Origin of the sequence: Micromonospora sp. WMMD1120 (genome assembly GCF_029626235.1) — a bacterium.
GTDB lineage: Bacteria > Actinomycetota > Actinomycetes > Mycobacteriales > Micromonosporaceae > Micromonospora.
Genome location: NZ_JARUBO010000005.1, coordinates 5,874,091 through 5,887,375, shown reverse-complemented (window position 1 = coordinate 5,887,375; position 13,285 = coordinate 5,874,091). Strand labels below are relative to the sequence as shown.

Sequence of the window (13,285 nt, the reverse complement as noted above, 5' to 3'; positions counted from 1 at the left end):
CTGCCATGCCGGAGATCGTCGAGCTGCTGGCCTCGCCCGTACACCGTTTCCTGGGCCGGCCCGCCGACGGTCCGGCGCCCGCTCCGCCGGGTGAGCTGGTCGACGTGGTCCGCGTCCGGGCGGGCCTCGGCATCGTCGGCGACCGGTACTTCGGCCAGCAGGCGCACCGCGACGCCAGCGTCACCGTGATCGCCCAGGAGTCGCTGCCGGCCGGCATCGGCCTGGCGGAGGTCCGCCGCAACATCCTCACCAAGGGGATCGCCGTGGACGAGCTGATCGGCAGGGTGCTGGTGCTGGACTCCGGCGACGGCCCGGTCAGCCTGCGGGTCAACCGGGCGGCCCGACCGTGCGCCTGGATGGACGTCACCGTCGGCCCGGGAGCCTGGAAGGCGCTGCGGACCACCGGCGGCATCCGGTGCACGCCGCTCACCGACGGCACCCTGCGGGTCGGCCCGCTCGCGGTCAGCGTCGAACGGGTGTCCGCCTGACGCCGGCCGCGCGGGTGGCGGTCAGACCGGACTGATGTGCGCGGCCAGGACCCGCCAGCCGTGCGGGTCGTCGTGCACCCAGGTGCGGGTGTAGCGCAGCCGCGCCGTGAACGGCGCGCCCTCGAACACGCCGGACACCCGGCCCACGAAGAAGGTCACTCCGGCCTCCCCGGCGACCAGCAGGCTCAGCTCCTCCTCGACCAGCTCCCGCACCACCGAGCGGCCGTCCCGGTACGCGGCCAGGTCGTCCTGCTTGGTGTACGTCCGGCCGTCCGGACCGACGGCGATCAGCTCGTCGACGAGCAACTGGTCGAGGGCGTCGACGTCGCCGGCCCGCTGTGCCGCCTGGAGGGTGCGCTCGGCGTCGAGCAGCTCCGCCTCGCGTGCGCTGTCCGGCATCGCACCGTCCTCCCGCTCGGGTCGCGCCCGGCGGGCCGGCCTGTCGACATTGTGGCAGCCGTCGTGCTCCGCACGGGTGCGGATCGCCGCCGCGTCACAGGCTCAGACGGATCCGGACGACCGTCTCGCCGGGGCTGGCCAGCACGGCGACGTCGTCACAGATCTGCTCGACGATCGCCAGCCCGCGGCCGCGTACCGCGTCGGCGGACGGCATGCTCCGGCCCAGCGACCGCGTCGGCCCCTGGTCGACGACGTCGCAGTAGAGCTGCCCCGACTCGGCCCAGAGCCGCACCCGGCCGCCGCCGGTGGTGTGTTGCAGGGTGTTGGTGGCCAGCTCGCTGACCGCCAGCGTCAGCAGCTCGACCCGTTCGGCCGACAGGCCCCGTTCCAGCGCCCCGGCGCTGACGAACGCGCGCAGCGCCCGCACGTCGGTGGCCACCCGGTACGTCATGGTGTCCGTCGCACGAGTGGGCGCACTCTGCTCGACCACGGCCTCCCGTCCCTCGAAGTGCGCCATTGGGCCGGGGAACCTCCTCGTCGCTGTTGCCGCCCCATCATGTCACCCACCGGCCCCTCGACTGTCTCGTCCGTTCGGGGTCGATCGGCGGCGAGCCGGCCCGACAGCGCCTCGCCGGTCAGGAGGACGTGTCGAAGACGATGGACTCGCTCAGCTCCCGCCACCGCGCGTCGGACGAGGCGAGGGTCTCGGCGGCCGCCGAGGCGGCGGCCACGGCGTCGGCGCCGAGCAACAGGCGCAGCGGCGGGTCGTCCACCCGGGTGATCCGGATGATCGCCTGGGCGGCCCTGGCCGGATCGCCGGGCTGGTTCCCGCTGGTCTCGCGCAGGCGTCGCACGGCCGGATCGATGACCGGCTGGTACGGCTCGCTGATCGGCAACATGCTCATCGACGAGCCGGCCCAGTCGGTGCGCAGCCCGCCGGGCTCGACGCTGGTGATCCGGATGCCGAACCCGGCCACCTCCCGGGCGAGCACCCCGGAGAAGCCGCTCACCGCCCACTTCGCCGCCTGGTACGCGCCCAGGCCGACGCTGGCGACCCGGCTGCCGACGCTGGAGATCTGGAGGATGTGCCCGCGCCCCTGCTCCCGCATGACCGGCAGGGCGGCGCGGGACAGGTTGACCACCCCGAAGAAGTTGGCCTCGACCTGCGCGCGGAAGACGTCCTCGGGCATGTCCTCGATCGAGGCGACGTCGGCGTACCCGGCGTTGTTGACCAGGACGTCCAGGCTGCCGAACGTGTCCACCGCGATGTCCACCGCCGCCCGACCGGCGGCCGGGTCGGTGACGTCCAGGGCGATCGTCCGGACCTGCTCGCCGTGCCTGTCCACCAGGTCGTCGAGCCGGGCCGGGTCGCGGGCGGTGGCGACCAACTGGTCGCCGTCGGCCAGCACGGCCTCGGCGAGCGCACGGCCGAGGCCGCGGGAACAACCGGTGATGAGCCAGACTCGCGGCACGTGATCCCTCCCGGGTGGTAGCGGCGGTCGCCCCTACTGACGGATGTCCAGGGCGCCGATCAGGTCGTCGCGCAGCGTGAACCGGTACCGCAGCTCGATCGGGCTGCCCGGGAAGTCGCCGGACACCCGGGTGCGGACCAGATACGAGTCGCCCGCCTGCGGGGTGACCTGCACCGCCTCCGCGCTGTACGCGTACGACTCCTGCGTCTTCTGCCGCCACGCCCGGATCGAGGCCCGTCCGTCGTACAGCCGGTCCTCGTCGGCCACGCTCGCGGTGTCCGCGAAGCAGGCGACGAACGCGTCCAGGTCCCGGTCGTTGACGGCACGGAAGTACCTGTCGATCACGTCGGGCAGGTCGACCGTCATGGTGCTCCTTCGGCGGCGCGGGGCAGGGCTTCCCGGTCCGACCCCACCGTACGAGAAGGGGGCGGAACGGCGCGCCGCAACAGGCAGAACGCCCACCGGTGTTTGCCGCCGGTGGGCCCGGGTAGCCACGCGTCTCCGAAACCGAAGGGCGGGGGCATGGCCGAGCTGGCGTTCGTCGACAAGGTTGCGGCACGGGCGGGCATCCCGCCCGAGCAGGCACGCCCGCTGGCCGAGGCGGTCCTGCGGACCCTCACCGAACGGCTCAGCGGCGGCGAGGCGAGCGCCCTGGCGCCCCACCTGGCCGAGGAGCTGAGCCCGCTGCTCACCAAGGCCGCCGAGCCGCCGGAGGCGTTCGGGTACGACGAGTTCCTGCGCCGGGTGGCCGACCGCGCCAACGTCGACCGTCCGGCCGCCGAGCGGGGCGTTCGCGCGGTGCTCCAGACATTGCACCGGGTGGTCGGGCACCGGGAGTTCGAGGAGGCGCTGGCCCAGCTCCCGGCGGACCTGCGGGCGCTGGCGCAGCCGCTGCCGCACGGCCCCTGACCGGCGCCGCCGTCGATGGCCGTTCGGTCGCTGGCGCGCCGCCCCCGAGTGTCGGTCTACTGGCGGTAGCGGCCACGGCGAGCAGGGCCGCCCGACGGTGGAGGTGCCACGGTGGTGACGCGTACCCCGGATGGTGGGTCCGGACGGCGGACCCTGCTGCGCGGCGGCCTGCTGGTCGTGGCGTTCGGCCTGCTGGCGTACGTCGGCGGGACCACCCTCGACGGGCCGAGCCCCGGATTCGCGCTGACCTGGGCGATCGTCGGCGTCGGAGGCGCGCTGGGCACGTCGGCGGTCCTGCTCGCGGCCCGACGCCGGTCCCGCCGGCTGGAGGACGCGGCGCGCCTGCTGATGGGGCTGGCCGCGCTCGTCGCGCTGATGGTCGGTGTCGCGTCGGCGCCGAGCGGCGTCGATCGCGGGTTCGTCATCGCGGTGACCGGAGTGCTCGCCGGGGCGCTGGCGTTCTACGCGGTGCTCGCCGGCGAGCTGCGCCGGGCGGGTCGGGGCGCGGCCTGACCGAATCGTCGGACCGCGCCCCGCACGTCGACGTCAGCCGGTCACACCGGCGCTGACCGTCCACTTCTGGTGGGCGCCGCCCGAGTACGTGCCGAGTTGGATCTGGGTGCCGTTGGCGGTGGCGCCACCCGCGGCCTCCAGGATCTTGCCGGACTGCGGGTTACGGATCGAGCCGTCGCTCTGCGGCTGCCAGACCTGCGCGCCGGTGCCGTTGCACGTCCAGAGCTGCACCTTGGTGCCGTTGGCGGTGCCGCCGTTGTCCACGTCCAGGCACTTGCCCAGCACCCGGTACGTGTCGCCGACCCGGGTCCACAACTGGGCGGCGGTCCCGTTGCAGGTGTAGAGCTGGATCTTCGTACCGTCGGCGGTGCCGGAGTTGTCGACGTCCAGGCACTTGCCGCCGACGCCGGTGATGGTGCCGCCGGCCGGGGGCGGAGGGCTGCCCGGGATCGAGTTGAGCGTGTACCACGCCTCGGTGCTCCACAGCGACTGGCCGCTGGTGGAGCTGAACGGGCGCGGCGAGCGCAGGTGGACCACCCGGCCGGCCTTGCGACCGGGCACCACGAGGGTGACCTTCTTGCCGTCCGAGGAGAGGGTGGCCGAGGTGACGGTCAGGGTCTCCTCGTCGATCTTCGGCCCGCCGTAGGCCGAGGTGGCCACGTACCGCCACTGCTTGATCTTGTAGCGCGCGGCCAGCTCGGCGGCGGTCTCCGCCGAGACGGGCTGGGTGTACTCGACCTCGAAGCCGGTGGTGGTGGCCCGCATCGCGAGCATCTCGAACGCGGTGGTGCTGTTCGGGGCCAGCTTCTGCAGGCCGTACGACAGCTTGCCGCTCTGCCCCCAGTTGCCGCCCGCGCCGAGCCCACCGACGTAGATCGCGCCGTCCGGGCCGATGTTGACCTCCGAGACGCCCGCCTCCAGGCCCTGGGTGAGCCGGAACAGGGCGCCCTGGTACTCGCCGTTGACCTTCTCCACCGAGGCCCGTTGCAGGCCGCCGTAGGTCACGTCGCCGATGACGAACTGGCCGGCGTACCGGCCGCTGGTCAGGTAGAGCGGCGTGCTGGGCGAGTTGGCGATCTCGTTCTGCGGCATCCAGAGCACCGGCGGGGTGACCGGGGCGGTGTCGAACGGGCCGGCCGGGTTGGTGTAGTGGTTGAAGAAGCGGCCCTGCTTGACGTGCAGCAACTTCGACGACGGCAGCCAGCCGCCCTGGTTGTCGGTGACGAAGATGCCGTTCTCCGGGCCCCAGCCGATGCCGTGCGGGGTGCGCAGGCCACCGGCGACGTAGGTGACCGCGCCGGTGTCCTTGTTGATTTTGAGGGTGGTGCCCCGGTTCGTGGCGGGCTGCGGGTTGGTGGTCGCGCCGCCGGAGTTGATCGACACCGACAGGTTCAGGTAGAAGAATCCGTCGGCGTAGAGCAGGCCGAACGCGAACTCGTGGAAGTTGCCGCCGTACGGCCAGGTGGCGACGGTTTCCAGCCGCTCGGCCACCTCGTCGCCGCCGGTGTTGACCAGTCGGGTCAACCGCTGCTTCTCCGAGACGTAGACCACCCCGTCCACGACCTTGAGCCCCATCGGCTCCTTCAGACCGCCGGCGATCTTCTTGGTGGTCACGGTCCCCGGGCTGGTCGCGCCGCCGGTGTTGCCGAGGATCCACACCTCGCCGTCCTGCGAGGTGCCGGACTGGTCGCTGCCACCCCAGGTGCTGATGACCAGCCGGCCGTCGGCCAGCCAGTCCATTCCGGTGACCTTCGGCTGGAAGCCGCTGGGCCGCAGGTTGGTCAGCGTGTAGCCGGGGTGCACACCGTTCAGCGGCAGGCCGTCACCGGGGGTGTCGGAGACGCCCTCGCACTCCTTGCGGCCCGGCGCGGTCACCCGGACCACGCCCGCGTCGGTGCTCAGCGCGGAGTTGGGGACGACAACGAAGGACGACGAGCCGGGCGTCTTCCATTCGAGGGTGATCTGCTGCTCGCCGCCCCGCTCGAAGTGGTCGATGCGCAGCGGGTGCAGGCCGGCGGTGAGCGTGACGGTGCCCTCCTTGGGCGGGGTCGCGCCGTGCAGCCCGTCGTGGTTGATCACCACGGTGTTGCCGATCGTCAGCTTCGACCCGTCGTCGCTGCTGAGCCGGAACGTGTAGCTGCCGGCCTGGGTGGTGGTGATGTTGCCGAGCACCTGCGAGACGAAGTTGTCCTCGAAGCCGAAGTCGGCCGCCGAGGTCCAGTTGATGGTGGACATCAGCCGGTCCACGTTCGGGGTCTGCGCGGGCTTGAGCGTGCAGAGTTCGGAGAGCGGCACCTGCACGTCGAAGACGCGCAGCGTGACGCCCGGTTCCTGGGCGGGGGCGGCGGCGGCCGGGGCGGCCCAGAGGCCGGCGGTGAGGGCGAGCGCCAACGCGCCCAGCGCGGGTGGACGGAGTCGGCGTTGCAGGCGTGTGCCCATCGTTCCTCCAGGAGGCAGTGGAGTGTCCGACGGCCGGCGCGGTGAGGCGGTGCGGGCCGTCGGCCCCGGCCCCGTAACGTCCTCGACGCCGACGAGTGACGTTGCGGAAACATCGGGTGGATGGGTCGAGACATTAAGCCGTTTCGATGCCGCTGTCCATGGCTTCGCCTCGATGCATCAAAAGTTCTCAATGAACGTGCGAAAGTTCGCGGCGGTACGCGTGGAATGCCGGCTGCGGCGGTCCACGGTTGGCGACGCTGCACCGCCCGGCCGGGCCGACCCCGCGTCGGGGCGCCGCCGCCGGCACGCCACCATGGGCCTGTGGATCGTGATCTCCAGCGTTACCTCGACGACCTGGTCACCACCGCCCGGGACGTGCTCGGCGACGACCTGGTCGGCGCGTACGCGGCCGGCTCGGTGGGGCTCGGCGCGTACCAGCCCGGCCGCAGCGACGTGGACGTGGCACTGGTCAGCGCCGGGCCGCTCACCGGGGACACCAAGAGGGCGCTGGTGGCGCGGCTGCGACACGAGGCGCTGCCCTGCCCGGCGCGGGGCCTGGAGCTGGTCGCCTACGACCGGGCCGTCGCCGCCTCCGGCACCCCGGAGCCCGGCTTCGAGGTGGAGCTGAACACCGGGGCCGCGATGCCGTTCCGGCGCACCCTCGACCCCGCCGGGCGACCCGCCGCCGACGGCCTCTTCTGGTACGGGCTGGACCGCAGCATCCTGCACCAGAGCGGGCTGTCGCTGCTCGGCCCCCCGGCCGGGGAGGTCTTCGCCGACCTCGCCCCGGCCGACCTGCGCCGGCTGCTCGTCGAGGCGCTGACCTGGTGGCTGGCCCTGCCGACCCCGCCGGGCGACCAGCCCGCCCCCGGCGCCGAGGACGCGGTGCTCGGCGCCTGCCGGTCCCTGGTCCGGCACCGCGACGGCGTGTGGCTCGCGAAGGTGGCGGCCGGCCAGCGGCTGCTCGACGCGGGCGAGCGGACCGACGTGGTCCGTCGGGCGGTCGCCGCGCGGCACGGCGGGCCACCGCCGAGCGGGGCCGAGGCCCGCGCCTTCCAGCGACGGGTACGCGACGAGATCGCCGGCTAGCCGAAAAGGCCCACGCTTGTCGCGGCGGTGATCAGCGGGCCCGTTCCGGCCGGAGGTCGAGGACGAGGAGGTCCATGGGCGGACCCCACGGGAGGACTGACGTGCCGACCTGTCGCCACCCGTTCCGGGCATACACCTGCCGCGCGGAGGATCGGGGGTCCGAGGCGAGCGTGGCGTACCGTTCCGATCGATCGGCGAGCAGCCGGCGCATCAGTCCCGCGCCGACTCCCGCGCCGCGCCGATGCGGATGGACGATCCACTCCATCACGGCCAGCTTGACCGCCGCACGGATTTCGATCGGCGGGTCGCCGTCCGCCCGGGACCACCAGTCACCGGCCGGCATCGTCCATCCGTAAGCGGCACCTGCCAGGGTCGAGTCCACTGTCGCGGTGACGAGGGTGAACCCGGGTCGATCAGCCTCGTCGGGCAGGCGGTCCCGGAAGCGTGAGAATTGGTCGCTGTGCTCCTCGTACGGCGGTTCGACGTAGACACGTGCGTAGAGGTCGACCAACGGATCGAAGAAGCTGGCCGCGTCGTGGCCGTGGCTGACGGTGTAGAACACCTCCATACCGGAATGCTATTCGCGTACACGTTCCACCAGCTCACCGTAGACCGCGCGGTATCGCTCGATGGGAGGTACGGCGGCGACGACCTGCCGGGCGACCGCCCGCACGAGCTCGTTATGTTGGTCGGCGGGTAGCTGGTCGAGCAGGTCAGCAGCGAGGTGCAATCCCTCGGGGATGTGCCCATCACGACACAACGCCGCAGCCTGGTGTAGCCGCACCTGTGCGCGTAACCGCTGCTGCGATGGCGGGTACAGCTCGAGGGCGCGCTGCTGTGCGGCCTCGGCGGCCCGCCGCTGCCCGGCGTGCGCGTAAACCCATGACTCCGTATGCCGCAGCCGGTGCTCTGGCCAGGCCCACAGCGACTCCACATCAGCGGTGACCGAGGCGGACAGAGCGTCCACCTTGTCCGCCAAAGCGCGCACCGACGCCACCGCCTCGGTGTGCCGGCCGGCGAGCGACAGTGCCTGCGCTCGGCCTGCCAGCAGCCCACACGTCGCTGCCGAGGGTTTGCCGTTGGCCAGCGGCAACAGTTGGTCAGCGCGCGCTATCACCGCCGCCGGTGATCGACCGTCGTAGCAACCGTTGACCACGTCCCACGCGCCGGTGAGCACCCGTGTCTCCGCGTCGCCGGACTCGTCGGCGGCCCGCCGTGCGCTCGCCCGCCACCTGCCGGCCAGCACGACCTGACCGCACGCGTTCAGGCTCAGCGCTACCACCACTGACAGGCGGGCGGCGGCACGAAGCAACAGGGAACGACGGTCGGCGTCGGTGGCGATCTGGAGCTGCAGCAGACGCAGATCCCGTCCGAGTTGGGCCATGAGTTGATCGCGCGGGTGACGGTAGTAGCCACGTCCGTAGTCCGTAACTATCTCGGCCCACTCGTCGACGCCGACACCGACGGCGGTGCCGAGCCCGTGCCGCAGTGCCTCCCAATCCACGAGCCGATCGGTAGTGGGCGCCGCGGCGAGCGTACCCATCGCCTGGAGCACGGACCGTCTGCGCACGTCCCTGTCGCCTTCATGCCTGGTCTGGAATGCCGTCTCCAGTGCACCGCCGGCGGACAGCGCCCGGTCGTAGGCGACCACCACCGCGGCGGTGGCGGGGCGGTCGCCGCGTTCGATCTGTCCGAGGTAGCCGAAGTCGTACGCCGTCAACTCGGCGAGTCTCCGTAGCGACAGGCCGGCGGCCCTGCGGTGCTGCCTGAGTGTTTCTCCGAGATCTCGCATCGCGCCCCCGGCCTGTGGGTTGCTGTGTGGGCCCACTGCTCACGGCTGCCACAACCCCGAGGGTAGCGGCCACGCTACCCATATCGATCGATCTGCCGCCGACCCGGACCTGCGTGGCGGGTCACGGCCAGGAAGGTGCGCAGTCATGGGTTGGGTCGGGAAGCCGGTGACCGTGAATGCCGATTGTGAAGTTGCCGCCGGAACAAAACTCTTCCTCCTTGCCGGAGAGTGGTTCTGCGAGCCCACGGTGCCTGCTCGGCGGGATGAGGTGGTCATCGTCATGGCCACCACCCGAGGCACGATCAGCGGTCGGGTGTGGGTCAGGGGGCATGTGTGCCGGGGGCAGGATCCCCCAGACTGCGGAACAGGGTTCTGTTTCGAGCACGAGGTGCTCGACTCGGCGATCCGCCTGAACCTGGCTGGTCAGAGATGAGCGCGGCGCGGCCAACACCATCTCGGGCTGGCCGGGGAGGTAGCGGCGAGACGCACACTCCACTGCGCCCGAATTGGTGTTGCCGGGCTGACGGCCAGCAGTGGCCCTGCCCGGACGCCAGACTGCTGCTGAAGACCGAGTTCGAGGGTGACCTGTCCGGACTGACCACCTATCTCGCCGCCCTGTTCCATGAGGCAAGCCAGGATCTCCACCAGATCAACCCACGCGAGTTGTTCGACCGCTTTGTGACCTGGGCCCGGCGGAAGCACCCCTCCCACCCGCGAAGCTGATGAGCACAACCGCAGTCCGACGGCGGCGGTCAGCGGACCGGGCGGGACTCCAGCGAGGCGAACAGCAGGTTGAGGCCCTCGGTCATGGTCGGGTGGGTGATGACCGCGTCGCGCAGCGCGGTCCACGGCATGCCGGCGAGCATCGCCATCTGCACCGAGGTGATCACCTCACCGGCCTCCGGGCCGAGCAGCGCCGCGCCGAGGATGCGGTCGGTGCCGGCGTCCACGACCGCCTTCCACCTGCCGGTGGTCTGCCGCAGGGTGCGCGCCCGGGGGATCGCGGCCACCGGCAGGTGGGCGACCTGGACGTCGTACCCGGCCCGGCGCGCCTCGGTCTCGGTGAGACCGACCCGGGCCAGCTCCGGGGTGGTGAAGACGGTGTACGGGATCAGCCGGTCGGCGGTGCTGCGCTGTCCTCCCGCGAGGTTCGCCCGGATGATCCGGTAGTCGTCCAGCGAGACGTGCGTGAACTGCGGGCTGCCGGCGACGTCTCCGGCCGCCCAGGTCCGCTCGGCGGTGGTGCGCAGGTGCTCGTCGACCCGCACGAACCCCCTGTCGTCCAGCCGTACGCCGGCCGCGTCCAGGTCCAGCCCGTCGGTGACCGGGTCCCGGCCGGCCGCCACCAGCACGTCGTCACCGGTCACCAGGCTGCCGTCGTCGAGCGTGACCCGGACCGTTCCGTCGGCGTCGCGGTCGACGCGCGCGACCGAGACGCCCACCCGGACGTCGATGCCGTCGTCGAGGAAGACCCGCAGCACCGCGTCGCTGATGTCGGGGTCCTCCCGGGTGAGCAGTCGCGGGCCGCCCTCGACAAGGGTCACCGCGCTGCCGAAGAACGCGAACATCTGCGCGAACTCCACCCCGACCGTGCCGCCGCCCAGCACCACCAGCCGACCGGGCAGCCGGTCCAGCCGCAGGAGCGTGTCGCTGGTGAGCACCCCGGCCTCGGTCATCCCGGGCACCGACGGCAACCGTGGGCGGGTGCCGGTGTTGATCACCACGTCGGTGCCGCGCAGCAGCCGCTCACCGCCGTTGGCGAGCGTCACCCGTACGGTGCGGGGACCCACGAACCGGGCCTCGCCGATCACCAGGTGCAGACCGGAGTCGAGGAACTGCTGCCGGTTGGCGGCCACCATCCCCTCGACCACGTCCTGCTTGTGCGCGCGCAACAGGTCCACGTCGACGCGGGCGTCCCGCACCACCACCCCGAGCGTCGAGGCGTCGCGCAGCTGGCGGGCCGCCCGGGCGCTGGTCACCAGTGCCTTCGTCGGGATACACGCGACGTTGATGCAGCTACCGCCGATCATGCCGCGTTCGACCATGGCCACCCGTCGCCCGGACCGGGCGACGTCCATGCCGAGCGTCTTGCCGGCCTTGCCGCCGCCCACGACCAGCAGGTCGAACTCCTCCGGCCGGTCGGTCACCGGGCGCTCCTCTCGGTGCGGGTGCCCGCCGCCGGTGCGCGGCCGGGGCGGGGTCGCCGTCGCTGGCGCGGGGCGGCCAGCCCAGCCTGCCAGCTCCACCGCAGGTGGTGGTCCGGTTCGGCGCACATTACGACCAGCGCGGCCTCGATCCACTCGTGTTCCTGGAAACCGTGCCATCCGCCGGTGCCGGATGCCCCGCCTTCCAGGAAGCCGAGTGGATCATCACGCGCCCGGCCGCGCCACCGTGCCGCGCGCCGCCCCGACCGGACACCGGGGCGGCGCGGGCCGACGTCAGTGGCGGGCGGCGCCGTTCTCGCTGACCGGCTGCCCGAAGGCCAGGAACGGCACGGGCGTCGGCGCGTCCGTGCCGATGTGCCGGGGGAAGGTCGGCTCGGGGCGTACCTCCTGGGCGGCCGGACGGTCGGCGGCCGGCTCGTCCGTCGGTGTCGCCGCATCGGCGGGCTCGCCGCTGGTCCGCTCGGTGGGCTCGGGGGTGGCCGCGAGCTGGTCGGGGGCGTAGGACGGCGGCTGGTCGGCGAACTCGGCGGGGCCGCGGTCGGCCGGGGCCGGGTCGGCGCCCGTGTCGTCCATGATGGGCTGCTCCGCGGGCGAACGGTCGACCCCGGTGCGGTCGACGGTGAGCCGCTCGACACCCGCCCGCTCGGGGGCGGGCCGCTCGGTGTGGGACCGGGCGCCCACCATCGGGTACTCGGCGGTCTCCGTACCGCCGGCTGCCGCCGCCATCACCGCGGCGGCGGCCAGGTCGGCCACCCGCTTGGCCTCCCGCTGCACGCGGGCGCGGACCTCCTTGGCGTGCCGCTCGGCGGAGTCCCCGGCCCGGCGTGCCTCGTCCAGCCGGGCGCTCTCGGCGGTGAGGTCCCGGCGGACCTCGGTGAGCCGCTGCTGCATCCGGGACAGCTCGTTCTCCAGCGTCGTGCCCTCCTGGCGGATCGCGTCGAGCTGCTGGCGGGCGGTGTCCAGCTCCGCGTTCAGCTCGGCGGACTCCTGCCGGCGCTCCGCCAGCTCCTGTTGCAGGGCGGCGAGCTGCTGCTGGTGGCTGGCGGCCTGCTCGTCCGCGCGGTTGCGCAGCTCGGTGACGTGCTGCTGCGCCTCGGCCAGCAGCGCGGCGATCTGCTGCTCGGTGTCGGCGCGCTGCTCGGCCAACTCCTGCTCGGCGGCGGCCTGCTGCTCGGCGATGTCCTGCTCGGCGGCGGTACGCCGCTCGTTGACCTCGCGCTCCACAGTGGCCTGCCACTGGATCATTTCCTGCTGGTTCTTGGCGCGGGCCGACTGGAGTTCCTGCTGGATCTGCGTACGCGCCGACTTCATCAGCGCGTCGGCGGCGACCCGGGTCTGGTTGAGCTGCTGCGCGCTCTGCTCGGTGATCCGCTTCGCCTCGTGCTGGGCGCGCTCGTGCGCGGCCTCACCGTCGGCGCGCAACTGCTCGGCGTGCTCCCGGATCGCCGTCAACTCGGCCTCGGCCAGGGTACGGCGCTCCTCGTACGCCTGGTCCTGCTCGGCGCGCCGGGCGGCCAGCTCCTCGGCCAGGTCCTGACGTGCCTGGGCGGCCCGCTCCCGGGTGTCGGCGAGAATCCGCTCCGCCTCGCTGCGCAGCTCGTTCGCCCGGTCGGTGGCCGACTCGGTGATGATCCCGGCCTGCTTCTCGGCCAGCGCCATGATCTCGCCGACCATCGGACCCAGATCGTGGAACGACGCGCGGTCGACCTGCACCGGTTGCTCCTTCAGTTCGGCCAGCTCGGCGCGCAGGCGTTGGACCTCGGCGGTCAGCTCACGGACACGGGCGGCGGAGCGCCCGTGCTCCCCGCTGAGCATGGCGATCTGACCGTCGAGCTGTTCCAGGTGCCGGTCCACCTGGCGTTTGTCGTAACCGCGCAGGGCGAGCTCGAAGCTCGGCCGCGAGGCCGCATCGTCGCGTGCTGCGTGCGGCTCAGCGCCGATGGACATGCACCATCCTCCGTACGATCGGGGCGTCAGGGTGGGCGGTCGCCTGCCCCGCGGGTCGTCAGTGTCGCGCAA

Annotated in this window: 13 protein-coding genes; 4 read left to right on the top strand and 9 right to left on the bottom strand. The window is 72.6% G+C overall.

The features are described from left to right. Positions 1–5: 5 nt before the first annotated feature. Positions 6–488, top strand: coding sequence for a molybdenum cofactor biosysynthesis protein (locus O7634_RS27240; protein ID WP_278152973.1), 483 nt, complete (start codon positions 6–8; stop codon positions 486–488). 21 nt (positions 489–509) lie between these two features. On the opposite strand, the gene O7634_RS27235 is transcribed toward O7634_RS27240, so the two are convergent. From O7634_RS27235 to O7634_RS27220, 4 genes are all read right to left on the bottom strand, one after another. Then, positions 510–887: a nuclear transport factor 2 family protein gene (locus tag O7634_RS27235; RefSeq protein WP_278152972.1), complete on the bottom strand. Its 378-nt coding sequence runs from the start codon at positions 885–887 to the stop codon at positions 510–512. Positions 888–981: 94 nt separating this feature from the next. Further along, entirely contained in the window at positions 982–1,404 is a 423-nt protein-coding gene (locus O7634_RS27230) for an ATP-binding protein (protein WP_278152971.1), read from the bottom strand. Between the two features lie 118 nt (positions 1,405–1,522). Continuing rightward, positions 1,523–2,359, bottom strand: a complete 837-nt coding sequence (locus tag O7634_RS27225) for an oxidoreductase (RefSeq protein ID WP_278152970.1) — start codon at positions 2,357–2,359, stop codon at positions 1,523–1,525. Positions 2,360–2,392: 33 nt separating this feature from the next. Continuing rightward, entirely contained in the window at positions 2,393–2,725 is a 333-nt protein-coding gene (locus tag O7634_RS27220) for a nuclear transport factor 2 family protein (protein ID WP_278152969.1), read from the bottom strand. A 156-nt stretch (positions 2,726–2,881) separates the two neighbouring features. On the opposite strand from O7634_RS27220, the gene O7634_RS27215 reads away from it, so the two are divergent. Both O7634_RS27215 and O7634_RS27210 read left to right on the top strand, forming a co-directional pair. Then, the gene (locus tag O7634_RS27215) at positions 2,882–3,268 is read left to right on the top strand and encodes a DUF2267 domain-containing protein (RefSeq protein WP_278152968.1); all 387 of its coding nucleotides are present in this window, start codon (positions 2,882–2,884) and stop codon (positions 3,266–3,268) included. A gap of 111 nt (positions 3,269–3,379) precedes the next feature. Then, entirely contained in the window at positions 3,380–3,781 is a 402-nt protein-coding gene (locus O7634_RS27210; protein WP_278152967.1) for a hypothetical protein, read from the top strand. A gap of 33 nt (positions 3,782–3,814) precedes the next feature. Here the strand turns inward: O7634_RS27210 and O7634_RS27205 are convergent, their stop codons facing one another. Continuing rightward, complete coding sequence (locus O7634_RS27205) at positions 3,815–6,220, bottom strand: ricin-type beta-trefoil lectin domain protein (RefSeq protein WP_278152966.1); 2,406 nt, start codon at positions 6,218–6,220, stop codon at positions 3,815–3,817. Positions 6,221–6,541: 321 nt separating this feature from the next. Between O7634_RS27205 and O7634_RS27200 the strand changes: the two genes are divergently transcribed. After that, positions 6,542–7,309 (top strand): nucleotidyltransferase domain-containing protein, encoded by a 768-nt coding sequence (locus tag O7634_RS27200; protein ID WP_278152965.1) that lies wholly within the window; start codon positions 6,542–6,544, stop codon positions 7,307–7,309. 31 nt (positions 7,310–7,340) lie between these two features. Here the strand turns inward: O7634_RS27200 and O7634_RS27195 are convergent, their stop codons facing one another. The 4 genes from O7634_RS27195 to O7634_RS27175 all read right to left on the bottom strand — a co-directional run bounded on the left by O7634_RS27195 (position 7,341) and on the right by O7634_RS27175 (position 13,213). After that, the gene (locus O7634_RS27195; protein WP_278152964.1) at positions 7,341–7,877 is read right to left on the bottom strand and encodes a GNAT family N-acetyltransferase; all 537 of its coding nucleotides are present in this window, start codon (positions 7,875–7,877) and stop codon (positions 7,341–7,343) included. A gap of 9 nt (positions 7,878–7,886) precedes the next feature. Continuing rightward, entirely contained in the window at positions 7,887–9,101 is a 1,215-nt protein-coding gene (locus O7634_RS27190) for a helix-turn-helix transcriptional regulator (RefSeq protein WP_278152963.1), read from the bottom strand. Positions 9,102–9,853: 752 nt separating this feature from the next. Then, positions 9,854–11,248, bottom strand: coding sequence for an FAD-dependent oxidoreductase (locus O7634_RS27180; protein ID WP_278152962.1), 1,395 nt, complete (start codon positions 11,246–11,248; stop codon positions 9,854–9,856). A 291-nt stretch (positions 11,249–11,539) separates the two neighbouring features. Beyond that, entirely contained in the window at positions 11,540–13,213 is a 1,674-nt protein-coding gene (locus O7634_RS27175; protein WP_278152961.1) for a hypothetical protein, read from the bottom strand. Positions 13,214–13,285 lie beyond the last annotated feature (72 nt).

What these genes read in the sequence shown, in the direction of transcription:
- O7634_RS27240 (WP_278152973.1), top strand. Translation starts at nt 6, where the DNA reads ATGCCGGAGATCGTCGAGCTGCTGGCCTCGCCCGTACACCGTTTCCTG.
- O7634_RS27235 (WP_278152972.1), bottom strand. Translation starts at nt 887, where the DNA reads ATGCCGGACAGCGCACGCGAGGCGGAGCTGCTCGACGCCGAGCGCACC.
- O7634_RS27230 (WP_278152971.1), bottom strand. Translation starts at nt 1,404, where the DNA reads ATGGCGCACTTCGAGGGACGGGAGGCCGTGGTCGAGCAGAGTGCGCCC.
- O7634_RS27220 (WP_278152969.1), bottom strand. Translation starts at nt 2,725, where the DNA reads ATGACGGTCGACCTGCCCGACGTGATCGACAGGTACTTCCGTGCCGTC.
- O7634_RS27215 (WP_278152968.1), top strand. Translation starts at nt 2,882, where the DNA reads ATGGCCGAGCTGGCGTTCGTCGACAAGGTTGCGGCACGGGCGGGCATC.
- O7634_RS27205 (WP_278152966.1), bottom strand. Translation starts at nt 6,220, where the DNA reads ATGGGCACACGCCTGCAACGCCGACTCCGTCCACCCGCGCTGGGCGCG.
- O7634_RS27195 (WP_278152964.1), bottom strand. Translation starts at nt 7,877, where the DNA reads ATGGAGGTGTTCTACACCGTCAGCCACGGCCACGACGCGGCCAGCTTC.
- O7634_RS27190 (WP_278152963.1), bottom strand. Translation starts at nt 9,101, where the DNA reads ATGCGAGATCTCGGAGAAACACTCAGGCAGCACCGCAGGGCCGCCGGC.
- O7634_RS27175 (WP_278152961.1), bottom strand. Translation starts at nt 13,213, where the DNA reads ATGTCCATCGGCGCTGAGCCGCACGCAGCACGCGACGATGCGGCCTCG.